The organism is Microbacterium sp. DT81.1, assembly GCF_049844955.1.
Classification (GTDB): Bacteria; Actinomycetota; Actinomycetes; order Actinomycetales; family Microbacteriaceae; genus Microbacterium.
Genome location: NZ_JBNCMA010000001.1, coordinates 369,558 through 390,779 on the forward strand (window position 1 = coordinate 369,558; position 21,222 = coordinate 390,779).

The 21,222-nt window shown below is 70.7% G+C and carries 20 protein-coding genes; 16 read left to right on the forward strand and 4 right to left on the reverse strand.

The window, feature by feature from the left end; all coding sequences use genetic code 11:
* Positions 1 to 6 precede the first annotated feature (6 nt).
* The 5 genes from ACLQ2Q_RS01615 to ACLQ2Q_RS01635 all read left to right on the forward strand — a co-directional run bounded on the left by ACLQ2Q_RS01615 (position 7) and on the right by ACLQ2Q_RS01635 (position 6,545).
* Complete coding sequence (locus ACLQ2Q_RS01615; RefSeq protein ID WP_425817275.1) at positions 7 to 1,470, forward strand: GuaB1 family IMP dehydrogenase-related protein; 1,464 nt, start codon at positions 7 to 9, stop codon at positions 1,468 to 1,470.
* A gap of 215 nt (positions 1,471 to 1,685) precedes the next feature.
* Positions 1,686 to 2,666 (forward strand): hypothetical protein, encoded by a 981-nt coding sequence (locus ACLQ2Q_RS01620; RefSeq protein WP_425817277.1) that lies wholly within the window; start codon positions 1,686 to 1,688, stop codon positions 2,664 to 2,666.
* A 325-nt stretch (positions 2,667 to 2,991) separates the two neighbouring features.
* A complete protein-coding gene (locus tag ACLQ2Q_RS01625) occupies positions 2,992 to 4,317 on the forward strand; it encodes a hemolysin family protein (protein WP_425817279.1) in 1,326 nt (441 codons plus the stop codon).
* A complete protein-coding gene (locus ACLQ2Q_RS01630; RefSeq protein ID WP_425817281.1) occupies positions 4,310 to 5,365 on the forward strand; it encodes a hemolysin family protein in 1,056 nt (351 codons plus the stop codon). Before ACLQ2Q_RS01625 ends, ACLQ2Q_RS01630 begins: the two co-directional genes overlap by 8 nt.
* A gap of 76 nt (positions 5,366 to 5,441) precedes the next feature.
* The gene (locus ACLQ2Q_RS01635) at positions 5,442 to 6,545 is read left to right on the forward strand and encodes an epoxide hydrolase family protein (protein WP_425817283.1); all 1,104 of its coding nucleotides are present in this window, start codon (positions 5,442 to 5,444) and stop codon (positions 6,543 to 6,545) included.
* Between the two features lie 70 nt (positions 6,546 to 6,615).
* Here ACLQ2Q_RS01635 and ACLQ2Q_RS01640 read toward each other — a convergent pair whose 3' ends face one another.
* Complete coding sequence (locus tag ACLQ2Q_RS01640) at positions 6,616 to 7,734, reverse strand: NADH:flavin oxidoreductase/NADH oxidase (RefSeq protein ID WP_425817285.1); 1,119 nt, start codon at positions 7,732 to 7,734, stop codon at positions 6,616 to 6,618.
* A gap of 32 nt (positions 7,735 to 7,766) precedes the next feature.
* Between ACLQ2Q_RS01640 and ACLQ2Q_RS01645 the strand changes: the two genes are divergently transcribed.
* The 6 genes from ACLQ2Q_RS01645 (at position 7,767) to ACLQ2Q_RS01670 (ending at position 13,077) form a co-directional block, all read left to right on the forward strand.
* On the forward strand, positions 7,767 to 8,591 hold the full coding sequence (locus ACLQ2Q_RS01645; RefSeq protein ID WP_425817287.1) for an ADP-dependent NAD(P)H-hydrate dehydratase: 825 nt from the start codon (positions 7,767 to 7,769) through the stop codon (positions 8,589 to 8,591).
* A gap of 65 nt (positions 8,592 to 8,656) precedes the next feature.
* Entirely contained in the window at positions 8,657 to 9,907 is a 1,251-nt protein-coding gene (locus tag ACLQ2Q_RS01650) for a glycosyltransferase 87 family protein (protein WP_425817289.1), read from the forward strand.
* 85 nt (positions 9,908 to 9,992) lie between these two features.
* Positions 9,993 to 10,310, forward strand: a complete 318-nt coding sequence (locus ACLQ2Q_RS01655; protein ID WP_425817291.1) for a thiamine-binding protein — start codon at positions 9,993 to 9,995, stop codon at positions 10,308 to 10,310.
* 19 nt (positions 10,311 to 10,329) lie between these two features.
* The gene (locus ACLQ2Q_RS01660; RefSeq protein WP_425817293.1) at positions 10,330 to 11,553 is read left to right on the forward strand and encodes an MFS transporter; all 1,224 of its coding nucleotides are present in this window, start codon (positions 10,330 to 10,332) and stop codon (positions 11,551 to 11,553) included.
* 9 nt (positions 11,554 to 11,562) lie between these two features.
* The gene (locus ACLQ2Q_RS01665) at positions 11,563 to 12,336 is read left to right on the forward strand and encodes an NUDIX hydrolase (protein ID WP_425817295.1); all 774 of its coding nucleotides are present in this window, start codon (positions 11,563 to 11,565) and stop codon (positions 12,334 to 12,336) included.
* A gap of 9 nt (positions 12,337 to 12,345) precedes the next feature.
* Complete coding sequence (locus ACLQ2Q_RS01670) at positions 12,346 to 13,077, forward strand: hypothetical protein (protein ID WP_425817297.1); 732 nt, start codon at positions 12,346 to 12,348, stop codon at positions 13,075 to 13,077.
* Positions 13,078 to 13,563: 486 nt separating this feature from the next.
* Here the strand turns inward: ACLQ2Q_RS01670 and metX are convergent, their stop codons facing one another.
* Positions 13,564 to 14,769, reverse strand: a complete 1,206-nt coding sequence (metX, locus tag ACLQ2Q_RS01675; RefSeq protein ID WP_425817299.1) for a homoserine O-acetyltransferase MetX — start codon at positions 14,767 to 14,769, stop codon at positions 13,564 to 13,566.
* Positions 14,770 to 14,929: 160 nt separating this feature from the next.
* Between metX and ACLQ2Q_RS01680 the strand changes: the two genes are divergently transcribed.
* Complete coding sequence (locus tag ACLQ2Q_RS01680) at positions 14,930 to 15,625, forward strand: SDR family oxidoreductase (RefSeq protein WP_425817301.1); 696 nt, start codon at positions 14,930 to 14,932, stop codon at positions 15,623 to 15,625.
* Positions 15,626 to 15,638: 13 nt separating this feature from the next.
* Here the strand turns inward: ACLQ2Q_RS01680 and ACLQ2Q_RS01685 are convergent, their stop codons facing one another.
* On the reverse strand, positions 15,639 to 16,643 hold the full coding sequence (locus ACLQ2Q_RS01685) for a DUF2332 family protein (RefSeq protein ID WP_425817303.1): 1,005 nt from the start codon (positions 16,641 to 16,643) through the stop codon (positions 15,639 to 15,641).
* A gap of 80 nt (positions 16,644 to 16,723) precedes the next feature.
* Between ACLQ2Q_RS01685 and ACLQ2Q_RS01690 the strand changes: the two genes are divergently transcribed.
* Positions 16,724 to 17,686, forward strand: coding sequence for a hypothetical protein (locus ACLQ2Q_RS01690; RefSeq protein WP_425817305.1), 963 nt, complete (start codon positions 16,724 to 16,726; stop codon positions 17,684 to 17,686).
* 52 nt (positions 17,687 to 17,738) lie between these two features.
* Here the strand turns inward: ACLQ2Q_RS01690 and ACLQ2Q_RS01695 are convergent, their stop codons facing one another.
* On the reverse strand, positions 17,739 to 19,061 hold the full coding sequence (locus ACLQ2Q_RS01695) for a bifunctional o-acetylhomoserine/o-acetylserine sulfhydrylase (protein WP_425817307.1): 1,323 nt from the start codon (positions 19,059 to 19,061) through the stop codon (positions 17,739 to 17,741).
* 147 nt (positions 19,062 to 19,208) lie between these two features.
* On the opposite strand from ACLQ2Q_RS01695, the gene ACLQ2Q_RS01700 reads away from it, so the two are divergent.
* Genes ACLQ2Q_RS01700 through ACLQ2Q_RS01710 form a run of 3 tightly spaced genes read left to right on the forward strand, consistent with a single transcriptional unit; the run spans position 19,209 to position 21,220 of the window.
* Positions 19,209 to 19,985: an SDR family oxidoreductase gene (locus ACLQ2Q_RS01700; RefSeq protein WP_425817309.1), complete on the forward strand. Its 777-nt coding sequence runs from the start codon at positions 19,209 to 19,211 to the stop codon at positions 19,983 to 19,985.
* A gap of 46 nt (positions 19,986 to 20,031) precedes the next feature.
* Complete coding sequence (locus ACLQ2Q_RS01705; RefSeq protein ID WP_425817311.1) at positions 20,032 to 20,523, forward strand: phosphoribosyltransferase; 492 nt, start codon at positions 20,032 to 20,034, stop codon at positions 20,521 to 20,523.
* Between the two features lie 40 nt (positions 20,524 to 20,563).
* The gene (locus ACLQ2Q_RS01710) at positions 20,564 to 21,220 is read left to right on the forward strand and encodes a uracil-DNA glycosylase (protein WP_425818583.1); all 657 of its coding nucleotides are present in this window, start codon (positions 20,564 to 20,566) and stop codon (positions 21,218 to 21,220) included.
* Positions 21,221 to 21,222: the final 2 nt, after the last annotated feature.

Here is a 21,222-nt window from a genome sequence, read left to right on the forward strand (position 1 = left end):
GAGAGCATGGAGTTCTACGGGGATCAGCCCAGCGTCGACCTGACCTATTCGGACGTGTTCCTCGTGCCCCGGCGCTCGAGCGTCACCAGCAGATTGGATGTCGATCTCTCCCCGGCGGACGGCACCACGGCGACGATCCCGATCGTCTCGGCGAACATGAACTCCGTGACAGGAGCACGTCTCGCGGCCACGCTCGCGCGCCGCGGGGGGCTCGGCGTGCTCCCTCAGGACATGCCGCTGCAGGAGCTCGACGCCGCGATCCGCTGGGTCAAGGCGCAGCCGGTGCCGTGGGACACGCCGCTCGTGCTGCCTCCCGAGGCGACCGTCGCCGACGCCTCCCGGCTGCTGCCCGCGAGCGATGGCCACGGCATCGTCGTCGCGTCCACGGTCGCAGGCGCCGGCCCGCTGATGATCGACGACGTGCTCGGCATCGTCGCCGCGGGCCGCCTCGGCACCGCCCTCCCGGATGCGCGTCTCGGAGATCTGGCGCGAGGACGCACGCCCTCCATCGACGCCGACGATGTGACATCCGCCCGACATGCGTTCGATCTCCTCGTGGGGGCGGGCGCCGATGTCGTCTGCGTTCTGCACCACGGCGCCGTCGTCGGAACGCTGAGCCGGCGCAGCGCGCTGCGGTCGACGCTCTATTCGCCTGCGGTCGACGCGTCGGGCCGGCTCGTCGTCGCCGCCGCCGTGGGCATCAACGGCGATGTCGCAGCCAAGGCGAGTGCGCTCGCCGCGGCCGGGGTCGACGTGCTCGTCGTCGATACCGCGCACGGACACCAGGAGGGCATGCTGCGGGCGCTGCGCTCCGTCGCCGAGCTGGGACTCGACATCCCGATCGCGGCCGGCAACACGGTCACGGCGGAGGGCGTGCATGATCTCGTGACCGCTGGCGCCGACATCGTGAAGGTCGGCGTGGGGCCGGGCGCCATGTGCACGACGCGCATGATGACCGCCGTCGGGCGTCCCCAGTTCTCCGCCGTGCTCGAGACTGCCGACGCCGCGCGCATCATGGGCGCGCACGTCTGGGCCGACGGGGGAGTCCGGTACCCTCGCGACGTCGCGCTGGCGCTGGCCGCCGGCGCGGCATCCGTCATGATCGGCTCATGGTTCGCCGGGACGATCGAGTCGCCGGGCGAACTCCAGGTGGATGCCGCCGGCCGCACCTTCAAGGAGTCGTGGGGGATGGCATCCACCAAGGCCGTCCATGATCGCTTCGGGCGCCTCGACCCGTACGATCTCGCGCGCAAGGAGCTCTTCGCCGAGGGCATCTCGTCGTCGAAGATCTACCTCGACCCACTGCGGCCGGGGCTCGAGGACCTGCTGGACATGATCACCTCCGGCGTCCGTTCCTCGTTCACGTATGCCGGTGCCGCATCCGTCGCGGAGTTCCACGACAAGGCGCTCGTGGGCCTGCAGTCCGCCGCCGGCTACGAGGAGGGCAAGGCGCTCCCCGTCAGCTGGTGATCGCCGCCGGCGGACTCCCGGACCGTTCCGTTCGCCTCTGACGGGACACGCGCTGCACAATCCACCGCGCGCGGCGCGAATCGACGCGGCGCGGTCCGAGAAGTGCAGCGCGAGGCTGAGCGCGGTTCCCTCCCCAGGTTCATCGGCGCGCTGCAGTTCACGCAACGACTGCATGATCGCGCCGACGCGGTGCCCTCGACCCTCACTCTGGCGGCATGGAACCGCGCATCGAGCACCCCTTGGCTGTCTTCCGACGCCGCGAGCAGGACGTCGGCCTGATCAACGAGCGCAGGCTCCGGCGTTCTCTGGCGCAAGGAACGCATGTCCGCGTGGTCGCCGGCTCGTACGCCGATCGTCGGCACTGGGACCGCCTGTCACCGATGAATCGGCACTTCGTCCGGACACTGGAAACCGCGGATCGACTACGCGGCGCTGCAGTCTTCTGCCACTACGCGGCCGCGGCGATCTGGGGCATCGACATCCTCGGCCGCTGGCCCGCGGTGATCGACGTCCGGATACCGCGCGGGTCCGGCGGTCGCAGTTCCGGAGCGGTGCGTCGGCGCGCTCTCGGGTTCGACGGGGTGGATGTGGTGCCCTGGGGTGCCCACCTGGTCACGACGCCGGCGCAGACGGTGATCGACCTCGCGCGGGAGCTGACCTTCACCGCGGGCGTCGCGGCGATGGATCGGGCGTCGTGGGGCAGACGCGAGGGTGGTCCGCTGACGACGAGCGCCGAAATCCTCGAGTCGCTCGAGAGACAGAGCGGCGCGCGCGGGATGATCCGCGCCCGCCGAGCGGCGGCGTTCGCCACACACCTTTCGGACTCGGTGCGCGAGTCCCAGAGCCGCGTTGCGATCGACCGGCTCGGCTTTCCGACGCCTGAGCTGCAGCGGCGCATCCGGCTTCCCAGCGGACGTTCGGTCTACCCGGACTTCTTCTTCGAGGAGTTCGATCACGCCGGTGAGTTCGACGGCAAGGGGAAGTACTTCGACCCGGACATCCTCCAGGGGCGGAGCCCGCAGCAGGCGCTTCTCGAGGAGAAGGACCGCGAAGACGAGTTGCGCCGGGCGGTACGGGCTTTGTCGAGATGGCGCACTCCGGCTCTCCAGGACCCGAGGATGCTGTACGACATCCTCACCGCGGACGGCCTGCCATCACGCCGCCCACGGCCTCGCGTCGGTCTGCGCTGGGATTGACCCGCAACGGCGTCCGCTCCCGCCAGGCGACTCGGACCTGTCTCGCGCGAGCCGGTTGGCGCCGCTCTTTCCTGTTCCCGCTGCACCGATTGACGCCGCGCGCGGCGAGAAGTGCAGCGCGAAGCGCAGACACCCGAACAGATCGCGACCGCCGGGGGGAGGGCGCCGGACGGATGCCGCCCGACGCGGCGGGTCCGCCGCCGGCGGACTCCCGGACCGGCGGGCCACGCCGTCTGCTCCGGTAACATGGAGGCACGATGGATGACCCTCCTTCTTGTAGACCCTCGCCCCACCGCCTGGCACCTCGTGAGGGGAGTGACGTGTGATGGATTACGTCATGTTGGGCGTGGGGCTCCTGCTCACCATCGGAACCGGGGTGTTCGTCGCGAGCGAGTTCGCGCTGGTGAACCTCGACCGTGCGGACCTCGAGGCCCGTCAGGAACGCGGTGAGACGCGCCTGGCCATCACGATCCAGGCGCTGAAGATCACATCGACGCATCTCTCGAGTGCTCAGCTCGGCATCACGCTGACGACGCTCCTCACGGGCTACGCCATGGAACCCGCGATCTCCAACCTGCTGCGGCCCGTGCTCACGTCCTGGGGCCTGCCCGCCGGGCTGGTCTCACCGATCGCGGTGTTCGTGGGGATCAGCGTCGCGACGGTGCTGTCGATGATCCTCGGCGAGCTGGTGCCCAAGAACTTCGCGCTCGCGCTGCCCCGTCAGACGGCGAAGCTCGTGCTCCCCGCGCAGGTCGCCTTCACCACCGTCTTCCGGCCGGCGATCGCCGTGCTCAACGGCAGCGCCAACGGCGTGCTGCGCGTGATGGGCGTCGAACCCAAGGAAGAGCTGTCCGGCGCGCGGACGGCCGAGGAGCTCTCCTCCCTCGTCCGGCGGTCCGCGAGCGCCGGCGTCCTCGAAGAGGACACGGCATCCCTCCTCAATCGCAGCCTGAACTTCTCGCGGCTGACCGCCGACGACGTGATGACACCTCGCCCGAGCGTCCACGCCGTCGCCGCCGGCGACTCGGCGGACGACATCATCCAGCTGGCCCGACGCACCGGCCACAGCCGCTTCCCCGTCTACGACGACTCCATGGACGACATCGTCGGCGTCGTGCACCTCAAGGCCGCGGTCAGCGTCCCGCGCGACCGGCGCCCCGATGTGCCGGCGGCCGCCCTCTCGACCGAACCCCTGCGTGTGCCCGAGACCGTGCACCTGGATGCCCTCATCGCCGAGCTCAGAGCCCGCGGCTACCAGATGGCGATCGTGGTCGACGAATACGGCGGCACATCTGGTGTCGTCACCCTCGAGGACCTCGTCGAGGAGATCGTCGGCGAGGTGTCGGACGAGCACGACCGCAATCGCGCCGGCGTCGTCCGCGGCGCTGATTCCCTGACCTTCCCGGGAGAGCTGCGCCCGGACGAACTGCTCGACCGCACCGGCGTGCGCGTGCCGGAGGGCGATGTCTACGACACCGTCGGCGGTTTCCTCATGAGCGTGCTGGAGCGCATCCCCGTGCTCGGCGACGAGGTTCAGATCGAGGACGGAACGCTGACCGTGCAGCGCATGGACGGTCGCCGTGTCGACCGCGTGCGCTTCACGCCCGTGCCGATGCCCGAGGGCGCCGAGGCGGGTGAGAGCGATGAGTGACTGGGCCGGAATCGCATGGCTCGCCGTGCTGCTCGCCTTCAACGCGTTCTTCGTCGGCGCCGAGTTCGCCGTCATCTCCGCACGCCGCTCGCAGATCGAGCCGCTCGCCGAGCGCGGGTCGCGGTCGGCCAAGACGGCGCTCTACGCGATGGAGCATGCGACGCTGATGCTGGCGACATCCCAGCTCGGAATCACCATCTGCTCGCTGCTCATCCTCAACGTGTCGGAGCCGGCGATCCACCACCTGCTGGCCGAGCCGCTCGGTCTTACGAGTCTCTCCGAGGGTGCGGTCGATGTGATCTCGTTCATCGTCGCCCTGCTGCTGGTGTCCTACCTGCACGTGGTGTTCGGCGAGATGGTGCCCAAGAACCTCGCGTTCTCGGTTCCCGACCGGGCGGTGCTGATGCTGGCGACCCCGCTCGTGTGGGTGTCGAAGGTCTTCCATCCCGTGATCTGGATGCTGAACTGGCTGGCCAACGCCGTGCTGCGGCTGTTTCGGGTCGAGCCGAAGGACGAGGCCGCATCGACTTTCACGCTCGAAGAGGTCGCGACGATTGTGAATCAGTCGCGGATCGAGGGCGTGCTGGATGACCTCTCGGGCACCGTCGCGGCGGCCGTCGAGTTCACGGACAAGAAGGCCATGGACATCGCGGTGCCGCTGTCGCAGATCGTCACGCTGCCCGAGACGACGACGCCGGATGAGATCGAGCGCGCGGTGGCGAAGCACGGGTTCTCCCGCTACGTGATCGTGGATGCCGCGGGTGTGCCGGCCGGCTACGTGCACCTGAAGGACATCCTGCGCTCCGCCGAGGGACCGGGATCCGGGGCGACCGTCGCGAAGCCCCTGCCCGCGAAGCGCATCCACCACATGGTCCCCGTCCTCGAGACGACCGACCTCGAGGACGCGCTTGCGTTGATGCGGCGCGCCGGCCGTCACCTCGCACGGGTCGTGGACGCCACGGGCGAGACCACGGCGGTGCTCTTCCTCGAGGACATCATCGAGGAGCTGGTGGGCGAGGTGCAGGACGCCACGCGACGCGGGCGATAGCACGCCGGGCGACGCGCGGGGCGCAGGGCGGGGCGTCCGGACGGCCCGTGTCGGTCGTCGCCAATAACATGACGCCATGACAGCGTTCCGGATCGATGTGCCGCAGGCGGTGCTCGATGACCTCGCCGAGCGGCTGGCCCGCACCCGATGGCCGGATTCGATCACCGGCGGCGAGGACGACTGGTCGTGGGGCACCCCGCTTCCCGCCCTCCGCTCGCTCGTGGATCGCTGGGCGGATGGCTACGACTGGCGGAGAACGGAGGCGCGCCTGAACGCGCTCCGGCATGAACTGCACGAGATCGACGGTGTCGGCATCCACCTCGTCCGTGCCGGCACGCCGGGCGCTACCCCCCTGCTGCTGCTTCATGGCTGGCCGGACTCGTTCCTGCGGTTCGAGAAGGCGATGCCGCTGCTCTCCGAGCGCTTCGACCTCGTGGTCCCCAGCATCCCGGGCTACGGGTTCTCCGAACGGCCCGCGTCGCCCGGCTTCGGTCCGGACCGCGTCGCCGATCTCCTCGCGGCCACCATGTCGAAGCTCGGCTTCGGCTCGTTCGGGGTGCACGGCGGCGACATCGGCAGCACGATCGCCGAGGCGGTCGCCCTGCGGCATCCGGACCGGGTGATCGGGCTGCACCTCGGTGACGTGCCCTTCTGGCACCGATACACCGTGGATGCCGCGACGCTCGACGCCGACGAGAACGCGTTCGTGCAGCGCATGGCCGAGTGGTTCCAGACCGAAGGGGCCTACGCGCTGCTGCAGCGGACGAAGCCCCAGACCCTCGCCTACGGCCTCACCGATTCGCCCGTGGCGCTCGCCGGGTGGTTCCTCGAGAAGTTCCGCGCCTGGAGCGACTGCGATGGCGATGTCTACTCGCGGTTCTCCCGGGACGAGCTTCTCGATGACCTGATGGTCTACTGGGTGACCGGCACCGCCGCATCCGCCGCCCGCTACTACCGCGACGCGTCCCTCCGGCAGATCGACCCCGCCTCGCGCGTCAGCGCGCCGACCGGCTTCGCGATCTTCCCGCGCGACATCAACCCCGCGCCGAGGCACTTCGCGGAGCGCTTCTTCGACGTGCGGCGGTGGACCCGGATGCCACGAGGCGGCCACTTCGGACCGTGGGAGGAGCCCGCGCTGTTCGCCGGCGAGGTGACCACCTTCTTCGACGAGCTCGCCTAGGAGGGCACCGTCGGCTAGGAGGGCACCGTCCGGCTAGGAGGGCACCGTCGGCTAGGAGGGCACCGTCCGGCTAGTTCGCCCAGCGCGCGCGCTGGTACTGCTTGGGCCAGTAGTCGACCTCGACGCCGAGCTCGTGCGCCGCGCGCAGAGCGAAGTGCGGGTCTCGCAGCCACTCCCGGCCGACGAACACGGCATCGGCGTCGCCGGCGGCGAGCACGGACTCCGCGTGCGCACCGTCGGTGATCATGCCGACGGCGGTCACAGGCACTCCGGCGGTCTTGCGGATCTTCGCCGCGAGCGGCACCTGGTAGCCGGGGGACACCTCGATGGCCTGATGAGCGACGAGCCCGCCGCTGGAGACGTCGATGAGGTCGGCTCCCGCCTCCACCGCCCATTCCGCCACGATCGCCGCCTCGTCGACGTCGAAACCGCCGTCGGCCGCGTCGGTGGCCGAGATCCGCACGATGAGCGGAACGCCTTCTTGTGGGGATCCGCGCCACACCCCCGGCTTGCCGGCGCGGGCCCCGCCCGCCGCATCCCTGACGGCGCGCACGACCCGCAGCAGCAGGCGTGCGCGGTTCTCGAGAGAGCCGCCGTATTCGTCGTCGCGCCGGTTCGACAGCGGGGACAGGAACTGGTGCAGCAGGTACCCGTGCGCCCCGTGCACCTCGAGCACCTCGAATCCGGCCTCGAGCGAGCGCCGCGTGGCCGCGGCGAAGTCCGAGACGACGGCGTCGATCCCCGCGGCGTCGAGGGCGACGGGTTCGGCGAAGCCCTCATAGGCGACCGCGGACGGGGCAAGGGTCGGCCAGCCGCCGTCTTCGGCGGCGACGCTTCCCCGACGGCCGGAGAACGGCCACCACGTCGAGGCCTTGCGGCCCGCGTGGGCGAGCTGGATGCCCGCCTTCGAGCCGCGCGCATGGATGGCGGCGACGATCGGCGCCCAGGCGTTCCGCTGCTCATCGGTCCAGATCCCGGTGTCACGGGGCGAGATGCGCCCTTCGGGGGAGACCGCGGTCGCCTCGGCGACGATCAGCCCCGCGCCGCCCGAGGCGAACTGGGCGAGGTGCGTGTGATGCCACTCCTGGGGGACGCCGTCGGCCGCGCTGTACATGCACATGGGCGACACCCAGAGCCGATTGCGAAGAGTGGTTCCCCGGAGGGTGAGGGGCGAGAAGAGGATGCTCACAGGGACTCCGAGGTCGAGGCTAACGTGGGGGGATGACCGAGCTCCACGTATGGACGCGCGCGGACGCCGCTTCCCATATCAAGGTGCCAACGGACGCCGACGACAAGTATTCCCGAGGCGTGGTCGGCCTGCGCACCGGGACACCGGCCTATCCCGGCGCTGCGGTCCTCGGGGTGGAAGGCGCGTGGCGTGCGGGCGCGGGCATGGTGCGCTGGGTCGGGGACGCGGATGTCGGCCGGCTCGTGCTCGCCCGTCGACCCGAGACCGTGCTGGCCGACGGCCGAGTGACGGCGTGGGTGATCGGCTCGGGGACGGATGCAAGGAGCCGCACCGACGAGGAGGACTCGGCGCTGCGCGATCTCGTCGGCGGCGACGTTCCTGTCGTCGTGGACGCAGGCGCTCTCGATCTTGCGCGCGGCGCCGCCGCGCCCCTGATCCTCACCCCGCACGCCGGTGAGTTCGCCCGCCTTCGCGCGAACCTCGGTCTCGACGAGCACGCGACCGACGCCCGCGCCGTCGCCGAGACGGCGGTCGAGCTCGGCCACGTCGTCCTGCGCAAGGGATCCGAGACGCTGATCGCATCGCCCGACGGCCGGCTGATCGCGGTGCGCGCCGCAACACCCTGGCTCGCCACCGCCGGTTCCGGGGACGTTCTGGCGGGTGTGCTCGGAGCCCTCGTCGCGCAAGCGGGAGCCCGCGGCGAACTCGCGGTTCTCGCCGCGACGGCGGCCTGGCTGCACGGGCGCGCCGCTCGCATCGCGGCCCGGGCGGACGCGGGGCCCGGCCGGCCGATCGTCGCCCTCGATGTGGCCGATGCGCTGCCGGCCGCCATCGCCGAGGCGATCGCGGGCGTGTAACGGGCCGACTCCACCGGCCGGCGGCCGCGCTCTGGATGAAACGACGCCCGCCTAGGATGGTGCGCGTGTCGAGGCGAGTGGTGCTGTGGGCGGCGTTCCTGCTCGTGCACCTCGGCGTCGCGGTGCTCGGGTGGGTGCAGGCAAACCAGCCCATGGGCGATGTCTACTTCTTGTACGAGCCGTGGTCCACCCGGGCCCTGAACGATGGCGGGATCGTCGGGATCACCGAGCCGTGGGTGTATCCGCCGCTCGCCCTGCTGCCGATGGCGCTCGCGCACGGTCTTTCCTGGATCCATGGCTACACCGTCGGCTGGGCGGTCTTCGTCACGGCATGCAGCGCGGCGGCGTTCGGACTGCTCGTCGGACGGGGGCGCTCGAGCGGCCGCACCGTCGCCGCGTGGTTCTGGCTCGCGTTCCTCGCCCTGCTCGGGCCGATCGGCATGTACCGCATCGACGCCGTCACGGTCCCGCTCGCCGTCGCCGGCCTGCTGTGGCTGGCGAAGGCCCCCTGGGCCGGATCGGTGCTCCTCGCGATCGGTGCCTGGATGAAGATCTGGCCCGCGGCGCTGATCCTCGCCGGCCTGTTGGCCCTGCGTCGCCGCGCCGTGGTGCTCGGTGGGGCCGCGATCGTGAGCGGCGCCGTGCTCGCGGGCGTCGTGCTCGCGGGCGGTGCTTCGCACGCCCTGGGTTTCGTCACTGCGCAGACCGGCCGAGGACTCCAGCTCGAGGCGCCGGTGAGCATGTTCTATCTTTGGCGGGCGGTCGCCGACATCCCCGGTTCGTTCATCTTCTACAACCGTGACCTCCTGACGTTCCAGGTGGCGGGGCCGCAGGTCGACGTGGTCATCGCGGCCATGACCCCGCTGCTCGTCGTCGCCGTGATGGCCGTCGCCGTTGTCGGCGGCGTCAAGGCCCGCCGGGGCGCCCCCTTCGTCACGCTGTTCCCGCCGCTGTCGCTCGCGCTCGTGCTGACGCTCATCGTCGTCAACAAGGTGGGCTCGCCGCAGTTCGAGTCGTGGCTGATCGCCCCCCTCGTGCTGTGGCTCGTCGTCGATCGGCGCCGCGGGTGGCCGCTCGCGGCCACGGGCCTCGCCATCGCGGCGCTGACGCAGGCGGTGTACCCGCTGGCCTACCACCGCGTGCTCGCCGCCGAGCCGTTCGCCGTCGCTCTGCTGACCGCTCGCAACCTGCTTCTCGTCGTGCTGCTCGTGTGGAGCATCACGCGCCTCGTGCGGGTCTCGGCCCCGCGGCGCCTAAGGCGCGGCGCGTTCCCCGGGCGCGTTCCCACGCCGGATGCCGCCGCCGACGTGACATGACTTCTCTGCTCGCCCGCGCATCGACTCGCCTGCTCACGGCCCGTCGCCACCCCCGAATCCATCCCCTTCCCCGCTGGAGGAACTCATGCTGATCGCCTTCTCCGTCGCTCCCAGCGGAACCGGCTCCGCCGACGGTTCCGTGCACGAGGCCGTCGCGGCCGCGGTGCGCGTCGTCCGTGATTCGGGACTGCCGAATCGCACCACCTCGATGTTCACCGAGCTGGAGGGGGAGTGGGATGAGGTCTTCGATGTCGTGAAGCGTGCCACCGAGGCCGTCCTTCCGTTCGGCTCGCGCGTCTCGCTCGTGCTGAAAGCCGATATCCGCCCGGGGCACGCGGGAGAGATCGACGGGAAGATCGAACGGCTCGAATCCGCGGTCGAATCGATTCGACGCCAGGACTGATCGCCGGTACAGTGGTGGCGTGACCACCTCGACTTCGTCGAGGGGTGCGGCGAAGAGGGCGCTCCTCTCTCTCGCGATCGGCAGCTTCGGAATCGGCATGACCGAGTTCGTCGTGATGGGCCTGCTGCCCGACATCGCCCAGGATCTGCTGCCGACCGCGTGGGCGGCCAGCCCGGATGACGCGATCGCACAGACCGGCTGGCTGATCACCCTCTACGCACTCGGCGTGGTGGTCGGGGCTCCGACGATCGCCGGATCGGTCGCGCGGTTCCCCCGGCACCGAGTGATGATCTGCCTGGCGCTCGCCCTGACGCTGTTCAACGCCCTGACGTTCGTCCTACCGACTTTCGAGCTCGTCGCCGCCTCGCGCTTCCTCGCGGGACTGCCTCACGGCGCGTACTTCGGGATCGGGGCCCTCGTCGCGGCCGACGTGCTCGGCCCCGGCAACCGCGCCAAGGGTGTCGCCTTCGTGCTCACCGGTCTGACGGTCGCGAACGTGGTGGGAGTGCCCCTCGGCACCTATCTCGGACAGCAGGTGGGGTGGCGCGCCGCTTTCGTGGTCGTGGCTGGGATCTTCGCCCTCGCCACCGTGTTCATCATGTTCTTCGTGCCGGAGCACCCGGGTGAACCGGGCAGGACACTGCGCGCCGAGCTCGGGGTGTTCCGGGTCGGGCAAGTGTGGGCGACGCTCGCATTCGGAGCGATCGGATTCGGAGGGTTCTTCGCCGTCTACAGCTACGTGGCTCCCGTTGTCACCGAGGTGGCCGGTTCGCCGGAGTGGGCCGTGCCGATCATCCTCGTGGTCATGGGCATCGGAATGACCATCGGCAATCTCGTCGGCGGACACCTCGCCGACATCGATCAGCGCCGCACCCTGCTTCTCGGGCTGTCCGCGCTCGCCGTCGTGCTGGCACTCCTGGCGCTGACGGCGCAGTGGATCTATGCGGTCGCCTTCTTCGTGTTCCTGACCGGGCTGGTCTCCTCGGCCCTCAGCCCCGCCATCCAGACCCGCCTGATGGATGTCGCCGGCGATAACCAGTCCATCGCAGCGGCCCTCAATCACTCGGCTCTCAACCTCGGAAACAGCATGGGGGCGTTCCTCGGCGGCCTGGTCATCACGGCGGGCTTCGGCTTCGCCGCACCGGCGTGGGCGGGCGTGGCGCTCGCTCTCGCCGGACTGGCCATCGCGACGGTCAGTCTCACGCGCGATCGCCGCAGGGTGGCGGTCCCAGCCCCCGCCTAGAGTGGTCGGGTGACCGACGACGCTCCTCCGCCGCCCCGGGCTGCGGAACGCGTTCTGCGGGCGCTCGCGGACGCCGTCGGGGAATCGCGGCCTCGCGTCGCGGGCGATCTCGCCGACCCCGATATCCCGGTCGCAGCCACCGTGATCCTCGCACGCGACGCGGCAGAGGGGCTCGAGGTGCTGCTGATCGAACGTCCGGACCGCGGATCGTTCGCGGGGGCGTGGGTGTTCCCCGGTGGCAAGCTCGATCCCGCGGATGCCGGCGCTGACGCCACCCCTTCGGAAGAGGCGGACGCGCGACGCGCGGCGGTGCGCGAGACTCTCGAGGAGACGGGACTCGTGGTGGATCCAGGCGATCTTGTTCCGCTGTCGTGCTGGGACCCACCGCCGGGGCTCCCGCTGCGCATCCGCACCTGGTTCTTCGCGGCGCGGGCACCGGGCGGCGAGCTCCGACTCGAGCCCCGCGAGGCCGTCACCGCACGGTGGATGCGGCCGGCCGATGCCCTCCGGGGGCACGCGCGCGGCGAGCTGACCCTGTACCCGCCGACGTGGGTGACCCTCACCGGCCTCACGGAGGCGGTCGATGTGGAAGGGCTGCTGGGCGCCACGCGCGTCGCCGGCGTCCGGATCTTCGAGACCCAGGTCCGGCGCGGCGCCGAGGGTCCGGTGTTCTTCTGGCGGGAGGACGAGGAGTACGACCGCGAAGGCGGCCCGTCGGCATCCGGAGCACGCCACAGGCTCGAAGTCGGCGCGCTGCCGTGGATCTACACGCGCGATTTCTGATCTCCTCCCATGCACGCCCCGTTCGGGCGAGTCCCCGAGCCGCCGCCCGTGCTCATCACGATCTCGGGCACCGTCCAGCCGGGGATAGCGGGCCAGCCGTCGGTCACAAACACCGCCACGGTCGCGTCCGCGATCTCCGCAGAGGCATCGGACGAGGTCAGCCAGGACGTCGTCGCCGTGGCCGACCTCGCGCTCACCAAGATCCCGGACGCCGCCGAGTTCGCGGCGGAATCCGTCGCCGGCTTCAGCCTCGTCGCCACCAACGCGGGGCCGTCGGATGCGGTCCTCACGGAGGTGGGCGATCTGTTCCCCCCGGAGCTCGTCTTCGACCCTGCTTCCTCTGTCCCGGCCTGCACCGTCGTGACCCAGCCCGAGGGATGGTTCGTCTCGTGCGCCATCGGCACGCTCGTCGCAGGGGAGAGCCGCACGGTGCGGCTGGGTGCGCGCATCGCGCCCGACCAGGCGCCGGCCTCGGTCGTGAACACGGCGGCTGTAGCGTCGCCGGTGACGGGAGAGTACGACTTCGAGAACAACCTGAGTCAGGTACCCGTGACGATCGCGAGATCGGCCGATCTCGTCGCCGGCAAGATCGCGGATGCCGCGAGCCACCCCGTCGGCGGCCAGGTTTCGACACGGCCACAGTCACCGACGCGGGGCCGTCGGACGCGGAGAGCGTCGTGCTCGCCCGCCCTGCTGCTCGGTGGGGCGCTGCTGCTGCTCAGGCGGCGGCGGGCGGGGTAGCGGCGAGCAAGAAGGACGAGTTCGACAACCGCGACGGGCGCACCGAGCACGTCTACATTCACGGCCTCGAGGCGGTCGGTATGTCGACATGGGTGGATGCCGATTTTCGGAGGAGATCCGGCTTCGGGAGGATCGTTTCTCGCCCGCTGCGCCTCCCGATCCTCGATCTCCTCCCGAAGCTGCGGGCGGGCGTGGAAGGAGTGCGATGAAGGTCCCGGGCATCTCCGCGCTAGGGAGGAGATCCGGCATCGGGAGGACGGTCTTTCCGGGACCCATCCTCCCGATCCTCGATCTCCTCCCGAAGTCGCGACCGCGGGCGCCGAAGGAGACAGGCCCCGGATCCGCGGGAAATCCCGCGGCGGCTCGGCCGAACTCCTCACCGTCCCCGTTCAGGTCGCGAGGGCCCGGTCTAGGTCCTGCGGCCCCTCCACGCCGGTCGCGCGGCGCCTCGGCTCCGGTCGTGCGGCGCCTCCGCGAGCACCCCGCTCATGACGCGAGCAGCCGCCGAAGGTGTGCTCCGACGACGGCGGTCTCGATGAGGAAGCCGTCGTGACCGAAGTCGCTCGAGATCACGACGGCCCGGTCGCCATCGAGCGAACCGGATATGCCGCGCGCGATGCGGTGCTGGCCGTCGATGGGGAACAGGCGGTCACTGTCGATTCCGAGCACGAGCGCGCTCGCGGTCACCCGGGCCAGGGCGTCCTCGACCCCACCCCGATCGCGGCCGATGTCGTGGGAATTCATCGCCTCGACCAGCCGGATGTAGGAGTTCGCGTCGAAGCGCCGCGTGAATCGGTTGCCGTGGAAGTCGATGTACGACTCGACGGCGAAACGCCCTCCGTGCCCGAGGGGGCTGACGCTCGACTGCCACGATCGCTGGAACCGCTGGTTCAGCTCGGTGGGGCTTCGATAGTTCAGCAGCGCCATCCGGCGCGCGAGGGCGAGCCCGCGGTGCGGGCCGTCGCCGTCCGCCGCGTCGTAGTACTCGCCTCGCTGGAAGCGTGGATCGATGTGAATGGCCTCGAGCTGGACGGAGTTCAGCGCGATCTGATCGGCGGTGTTGACGGGGGGCGCCGACAGGATGCCGACCCGCGCGACGCGGTCCGGCCGGCCGACCGCCCATTCGAGGGCGTGCATGCCGCCCATCGAGCCGCCGACGACAGCGGCCCACGTGTCGATGCCCAGCGCGTCGGCGAGGCGGGCCTGTGCGGACACCTGGTCGCGGATGGTCAGGTACGGAAAACGCGAGGCCCACTCGTACCCGTCGGGGGCGATGCTCGCGGGGCCCGTGGACCCCTGGCACCCGCCGAGCATGTTCGGGGCGACCACGAACCAGCGGTCGGTGTCGATCGGGCCGCCCGAGCCCACGACGTCGTCCCACCAGCCGCTCGTGGCATGACCGGCCGTCGCCGGCCCTCGGACGTGGCTGTCGCCCGTCAGCGCGTGCAGCACGAGCACCGCGTTGTCGCGCGCGGCGTTCAGCTCGCCCCACGTTTCGAACGCGAGGCGGAACCCGGGCAGCTCCTGCCCGCCCTCCGTGCGGAAGGCACCGAAGGCGGCGAAGCGCCGGTCGCCGGCGGGATCGCCGTCGCGCCAGGCGCCCGTCGCGGGTGGGCGTCCGAGCAGCATGCGGGCGTCGGCCTCCGTCACGGGCGCCGACGGCACCGTGTCTTCGGAGGTCTGCCAGTCCATCAGCCAGCGCCTTTCGGGGTTGGGGCGGTGTCGCCGGATGGCACCCTGCGGGTGACCGCGGAGGTCTGCCAGTCCATCGCCGATTCCGCCTTTCGCGTGAGGTCCCAGGCTACGGCCCACCGTGCGCCGACACCCCCGTGTTACAGCCCACAATGGTGCCATGGCGCGATTTCTGGTGGTGGCCGCGGGAAGCGGCATCGGGCAGGCGAGCGTGCACCTGCTTCGCGAGGCGGGGCACGAGGTGCTCACAACAGCGCGCAGCGATGCGTCGGGGGCGGACCTGGTGCTGGATGCGACGGACTTCGACGCGGTCGACGCGGCCTTCGCGGCGGCCGGCGTGCTCGACGGCGCGGTGTGCTTCGCGGGTTCCATGCTGCTCAAGCCCGCGCACCTGACCACCCGCGATCAGTACGACGAGGTCATCGCCGCGTCGCTGACCACCGCCTTCGCGACCGTGCGTGCCGCGGGGCGGCACATGCGCGGCGGAGGCTCGCTGGTCCTGGTGTCATCGGCCGCGGCCCTCGCGGGTCTCGCGAACCACGAGGCGATCGCCGCCGCGAAGGCCGGCGTGGTGGGGCTCGCACTCTCGGCGGCCGCCTCATACGCTTCGCAGAACCTGCGCGTGAACGCCGTGGCGCCGGGTCTGACCCGCACGCGCCTCACGGCGTCGCTGACGTCGACGGAGGGGTCGCGGAAGGTGTCCGAGGCGATGCACGCACTCGGGCGGCTCGGGGAGCCCGACGATGTCGCCCGGGCCGTGGTGTTCCTCCTCGACCCCGCGAACGACTGGGTCACCGGTCAGGTGCTCGCCGTCGACGGCGGCCTCTCCCACGTGCGCCCGAAGACCAGGGCCTGAGCTCCCAGACGCCTCAGGCGCGGAACGGCGCGGTCTCGTAGACCGCCCCGTGCTGGCCGGCGAGAGCGATCGCCGTGGCGTCGCGCGTCTGCACGAATCGGTGCGACGTGTCAAGACCCGCCGGCACCTGGGCGTCGATCTCGTCGAGCGTTCCCTTCGTCTCGTTCGACAGCCACATCACCCGCCGCCCGACGGCCGCGCCGAGTCCGCTCATCAGTTCCGCGAACCGGCGCCGCTGCCGGGAATCGAGATACAGCAGGACGGCGCTGTGGAACACCACCAGCGTCGCGTCGGCCGGCGACTCCGCCGCGACGTCGGACAGCAGTTCGAGCAGGTCGCCGCGCGCGATCCGCGGCGGATCGGCGCTCGCGATCCGGGCGGCGGCCCGCAGACGGGCCACCCGCTCATCGTGCACCGGACCGGGCCAGATCAGCGTGGCGAGCCAGTCGATCTGCGCGGGATCGGAGGCGTCGATCGGTGCGAGGTCGATGCCGCGCCGCCACACCACCTCGGGATAGCGAGCGGGAACGGCGTCCGCGTCATCGATGCGGCAGGGCAGCGTCACCGAGGTGGGTTCCGCCGGCTCGAGGCGCCGGATGCCGGGGGGCGTCGTGTACTCGTAGCCGTACCGATCCGGGAACAGGCACAGCCCGGCGGCGGCTCCTACCTCGAGCAGCGCCACCGGTCCGTCGATGCGGGAGAGCGGCGGCATCCACGTCGCGCAGCGCCCCGCTTCGTTGGTCTGCGTCGTGCGCGCCCGGGCCACGTCGGCGACGGCATCCCAGTTCTGCACCAGCCAATCCCGCCACTCGGGATACCCCGCGAGCGGGCCGCCCGCCCACCGGGCGGAGGCGAAGATCAGGTTGGGCTGCTGCTTCTCCGCGGGCAGGGATCTGAGCAGCGTGAGCACCTCCCTGTCTCCGGCGATGCCGAGGGACCACTGTTCGTAGAGCGGAGAGGTGTCGTGCGCCCACCGGCGGCCGAACTCCTCATACTGCGACGCGAGCGGGTCGTTCATGTCGACACTCTAGGCACGTCGGTGCCACTCCCGCGTCGCCGACGGTGCCCATGTCGCCGCCGCGACCTACACTTCCGGGCATGGATGTCCTCGGCTGGCTGCTCGATTCCGACCCCGCGATCCGCTGGCAGGTGATGCAGGACCTGATGGACGCACCGGCGGACGAAGTCCAGGCCGAGCGCGCGCGGGTCTCGACCGATGGATGGGGCGGGCGGCTGCTGTCGATGCAGGGCGCCGACGGCCAGTGGGATGGCGGCACCTACCGGCCGGCGTGGGCCGACGACTCCAAGCCGTTCTTCGATGCGTGGACGGCGACGCACTTCGTCCTGCAGTCGCTCCGGGAGTTCGGGCTCGATCCGCGCAGCGAGCAGGCCCGGCGTGCCGTCGGGCTCGTGCGGGAGAACGCCCGCTGGGACTACAACGGCGAACCCTACTTCGACGGGGAGGCCGAACCGTGCATCAATGGCATCGCCCTGGCCTCCGGTGCCTACTTCGGCGAGGACGCCGCGCGCATCGTCGAACGCCTGCTCGCGGTCCACCTCCGCGACGGCGGCTGGAACTGCTGGGCCGAGCACGGCGATGCCGTCTCATCGTTCCACTCGACCATCTGCTCGATCGAAGGGCTGCTCGAGTGGGAGCGGGCGCGTGGCGTCGACGCCGCCGTCGCCGACGCCCGTCGAGCGGGCGAGGAGTACCTCCTCGAGCGCGCCCTGTTCCGGCGCCGCTCCACGGGCGAGGTGGCCGACCCCCGTTTCCTGATGCTGTCCGATCCGACGCGCTGGTTCTACGACATCCTTCGTGGACTCGACCACTTCCGGATCGCGCGCCCCGAGAGGGATGACCGGTGCGCCGAGGCGATCGAAGTGCTGCGAGCGAAGCAGAGGCCGCGGGGGTACTGGATGCTCGAGAACACGCACGCGGGAGCGACCCACTTCGACTTCGACCAGGCCGAAGGGTTCCCGAGCCGATGGATCACCCTCCGAGCCCTCCGGGTGCTCCGGTGGTGGGACGGGTCGGGGCCGATCCGCGCTGCCGGCGAATGAACGGCGGATGCCCAGGTCGCCGAGGACCGGGGCATCCGCGAAGCGCGAGGATCTACGCGCGTGCGGCCTCCACGACGCGGCGGGCGGCTCCGAGCGCCTGCTCGAGGTCCGCCTTCAGGTCCTCGATGTTCTCGAGGCCCAGCGAGAGGCGCACGAGGCCGGGCGTCACGCCCGTCGTGAGCTGCTGCTCCGGTGTGAGCTGCGAGTGCGTGGTCGAAGCGGGGTGGATGACGAGCGAGCGCACGTCGCCGATGTTGGCGAGGTGACTGAACAGCGTGAGCGAGTTGACGAATTCGCGACCCGCCTGCACGCCGCCCTTGAGCTCGAACGACAGCACGGCGCCGACGCCCTTCGGCGCGTATTGGTTGGCCTTCGCGTACCAGGGGGAGGTGGGCAGGCCAGAGTAGTTGACCGACGCCACGTCCTCCTGGTTCTCGAGCCACTCGGCGATCTCCTGCGCGTTCTGCACGTGGCGCTCGATGCGCAGCGACAAGGTCTCGATGCCCTGGATCAGCAGCCATGCGCTCTGCGGCGAGATGGCGGCACCGAGGTCGCGCAGCAGCTGCACGCGCGCCTTGATGATGTATGCGAGGCCATCGCCGACGGCCGCCGTGTACGAGGCACCGTGGTAGCTGGGGTCGGGGACCGTGAGGCCGGGGAATTTGTCGACGTTCTTCGACCACTCGAACTTCCCACCATCGACGATGATGCCGCCGATGACGGTGCCGTGGCCGCCGAGGAACTTCGTGGCCGAGTGCACGATGATGTCGGCACCGAACTCGAAGGGCTTGATCAGGTACGGCGTCGCGATCGTGTTGTCGACGATCAGCGGGATGCCGTTCTCGTGGGCGACATCGGCGACGAGACGGATGTCGAGGATGTTGATCTTCGGATTGCCGATCGTCTCGGCGAAGAACAGCTTCGTGTTCGGCCGGACGGCGGCGCGCCACTCCTCGGCGTCGTCCTGGTTCTCGACGAACGTCGTTTCGATGCCGAGCTTCGCAAGCGTGTACTTGAAGAGGTTGTAGGTGCCACCGTAGATCGAGCTCGACGAGACGATGTGATCGCCGGCCTCGGCGATGTTCAGCACTGCAGCGGTCTCGGCCGCCTGGCCGCTCGCGAGCAGCAGAGCGCCGGTGCCCCCCTCGAGCGCGGCGAGACGCTGCTCGACGACATCCTGGGTGGGGTTCTGGATGCGCGTGTAGATGTTGCCGAACTCGGCCAGAGCGAACAGGTTGGCCGCGTGGTCGGCGTTGTCGAACACGTACGACGTCGTCTGGTAGATCGGCGTGGCCCGCGCCTTGGTGGTGGGGTCAGGCTGCGCCCCCGAGTGGATCTGCTTGGTCTCGAAACGCCAGTTCTCGGGTGCGGACATGGTGTGCTCCTGCGGTAAGTCGGGTGGGTCCGGGCGTGGTGCCCGGCTCTGCCAAGGTACGGGCGGGCCGAGTTGTCAACAACGAGGGGGAAATGTGACGTAACAAGGACGAGCGAGCATCCGGCGGCGCCCGGGTAGCGTGGAGGGATGACACGACGTGCTGTGGTGACGGGTGCCAGCTCCGGGATCGGGGAGGCGACCGTGCGGGCCCTGCGGGCCGCCGGATGGGATGTCGTCGGGGTGGCGCGCCGCGCCGACCGTCTCGCCGCCCTCGAGGCGCAGACGGGCGCGGCCGTGTTCGCGGCCGACCTGACGAGCCAGGCCGATGTGGATGCGCTGGCGACGTGGCTGGCCGAGTCGGGCCCCGTGCACGCGCTCGTGCAGGTCGCCGGCGGCGCGCGAGGCACGGATCGCGTCGAGAACGCCCGGCCCGACGACTGGTCGTGGATGTTCGATGTCAACGTGCTGGCGGCCCAGCGCGTCGTCGCGGCGCTGCTGCCTCACCTCCGACGGGCGGCGGATGCCGACGGTCACGCCGACACCGTGTTCGTGACATCGACCGCCGCGCAGACGGCCTATCCGGGCGGTGCCGGCTACAACGCCGCGAAGGCCGGAGAGGCCATGCTCGTGCATGCGCTGAGGCTCGAGCTGAACGGTGAGCCGATCCGCGTCGTGGAGGTCGCCCCGGGAATGGTCTACACCGAGGAGTTCACCCGCAATCGGCTCGGCGGCGATCAGAATGCCGCCGAGAAGGTCTACGAGGGCGTCGTGGCTCCGCTGGTGGCGGATGACGTGGCCGACGTGATCGCCTACGCGCTCAATGCGCCGGGCCACGTCAACCTCGACATGATCACGATGCGGCCGGTCGCGCAGTCGGCGCAGCACCTTCTCGCCCGCGGCCCCCTGACGGTGCGCGCCAACTGACGCCCGACGTCCACCCCGACCCCGCTCCACAGACGAAGAGGACGACATGACGGATACTCGAGAGCGGCTCACGTGGGACGCGTTCGGCGAGGCTGCACGCGACCTCGCGCGCAGCATCCTCGGTGACGGCTTCTCGCCGGAGGTCGTCGTGGCCATCGCGCGCGGCGGTCTCATCCCCGGCGGCGCTGTCGCCTACGCGCTCGGCGCCAAGAACTGCGGGGCGCTGAACGTGGAGTTCTACACCGGCATCGGCACGGTGCTCGAGAACCCGGAGCTGCTGCCCCCGCATCTGGACCTCGAGTACCTGGAGGGACGGCGCGTCCTGCTGGTCGACGACGTCGCCGACAGCGGACGCACCCTGAAGCTCGCTGTGGAGCTGCTGCGCGGCAAGGGCGCCGATGTGCGCTCGGCCACGATCTACACGAAGCCGGGCTCGATCGAGCTGCCGGACTATTCCTGGCGCGAAACCGACCTGTGGATCGATTTCCCGTGGTCGGCACACGGCCCCGTGTCGGACGAATCGCGCGTCGGGGCCTGAAGCCGTGGCGAGAACCCTGCCGCAGCTGGCGGAGGCTGGCATGATGGATGCCGGCTGGGCCGATGCGCTTGGCCCGGTCGCCCCCGACATCGCCGCCATCGGCGAGCGGCTGCGCGCCGAGGTCGCCGCCGGACGCCGCTACCTTCCGGCGGGACATCACGTGCTCCGGGCGTTCCAGCGGCCGCTCGCTGACGTGCGCGTGCTGATCGTCGGGCAGGATCCGTATCCGACGCCGGGACACCCCATCGGTCTCTCGTTCGCCGTCGAGTCGCACGTTCGGCCGTTGCCCAGGAGCCTCACGAACATCTACCGGGAGCTGCACGACGACCTGGGCATCGAGCCCGCACCGCACGGCGACCTCTCCGCCTGGTCGGATCAGGGCATCATGCTGCTCAACCGGGTGCTGACCGTCGCCCCCGGCGCCCCGGCCTCCCATCGGGGCTGGGGGTGGGAGAAGGTCACGGAGCACGCGATCCGCACACTGGTGGCCCGGCCGGGCCCGCTCGTCGCCATCCTCTGGGGGCGGGATGCCGCGAACCTCCGCCCTCTGCTGGGCGCCACCCCCATCGTCGAGTCCGCGCACCCGTCGCCCCTGTCGGCCAGTCGTGGCTTCTTCGGGTCCCGGCCCTTCTCACACACGAATGACCTCCTGGTGGCCCAGGGCGCCCGCCCGGTCGACTGGCGCCTCCCCGCGTAGGC

Excerpts from the sequence above, each read along its gene's own strand:
- ACLQ2Q_RS01625 (WP_425817279.1), top strand. The coding sequence starts at position 2,992 with ATGGATTACGTCATGTTGGGCGTGGGGCTCCTGCTCACCATCGGAACC.
- ACLQ2Q_RS01705 (WP_425817311.1), top strand. The coding sequence starts at position 20,032 with ATGACGGATACTCGAGAGCGGCTCACGTGGGACGCGTTCGGCGAGGCT.
- ACLQ2Q_RS01700 (WP_425817309.1), top strand. The coding sequence starts at position 19,209 with ATGACACGACGTGCTGTGGTGACGGGTGCCAGCTCCGGGATCGGGGAG.
- ACLQ2Q_RS01690 (WP_425817305.1), top strand. The coding sequence starts at position 16,724 with ATGGATGTCCTCGGCTGGCTGCTCGATTCCGACCCCGCGATCCGCTGG.
- ACLQ2Q_RS01685 (WP_425817303.1), bottom strand. The coding sequence starts at position 16,643 with ATGAACGACCCGCTCGCGTCGCAGTATGAGGAGTTCGGCCGCCGGTGG.
- ACLQ2Q_RS01630 (WP_425817281.1), top strand. The coding sequence starts at position 4,310 with ATGAGTGACTGGGCCGGAATCGCATGGCTCGCCGTGCTGCTCGCCTTC.
- ACLQ2Q_RS01695 (WP_425817307.1), bottom strand. The coding sequence starts at position 19,061 with ATGTCCGCACCCGAGAACTGGCGTTTCGAGACCAAGCAGATCCACTCG.
- metX (WP_425817299.1), bottom strand. The coding sequence starts at position 14,769 with ATGGACTGGCAGACCTCCGAAGACACGGTGCCGTCGGCGCCCGTGACG.
- ACLQ2Q_RS01710 (WP_425818583.1), top strand. The coding sequence starts at position 20,564 with ATGATGGATGCCGGCTGGGCCGATGCGCTTGGCCCGGTCGCCCCCGAC.
- ACLQ2Q_RS01620 (WP_425817277.1), top strand. The coding sequence starts at position 1,686 with ATGGAACCGCGCATCGAGCACCCCTTGGCTGTCTTCCGACGCCGCGAG.
- ACLQ2Q_RS01680 (WP_425817301.1), top strand. The coding sequence starts at position 14,930 with ATGGCGCGATTTCTGGTGGTGGCCGCGGGAAGCGGCATCGGGCAGGCG.
- ACLQ2Q_RS01635 (WP_425817283.1), top strand. The coding sequence starts at position 5,442 with ATGACAGCGTTCCGGATCGATGTGCCGCAGGCGGTGCTCGATGACCTC.
- ACLQ2Q_RS01615 (WP_425817275.1), top strand. The coding sequence starts at position 7 with ATGGAGTTCTACGGGGATCAGCCCAGCGTCGACCTGACCTATTCGGAC.
- ACLQ2Q_RS01645 (WP_425817287.1), top strand. The coding sequence starts at position 7,767 with ATGACCGAGCTCCACGTATGGACGCGCGCGGACGCCGCTTCCCATATC.
- ACLQ2Q_RS01655 (WP_425817291.1), top strand. The coding sequence starts at position 9,993 with ATGCTGATCGCCTTCTCCGTCGCTCCCAGCGGAACCGGCTCCGCCGAC.
- ACLQ2Q_RS01670 (WP_425817297.1), top strand. The coding sequence starts at position 12,346 with ATGCACGCCCCGTTCGGGCGAGTCCCCGAGCCGCCGCCCGTGCTCATC.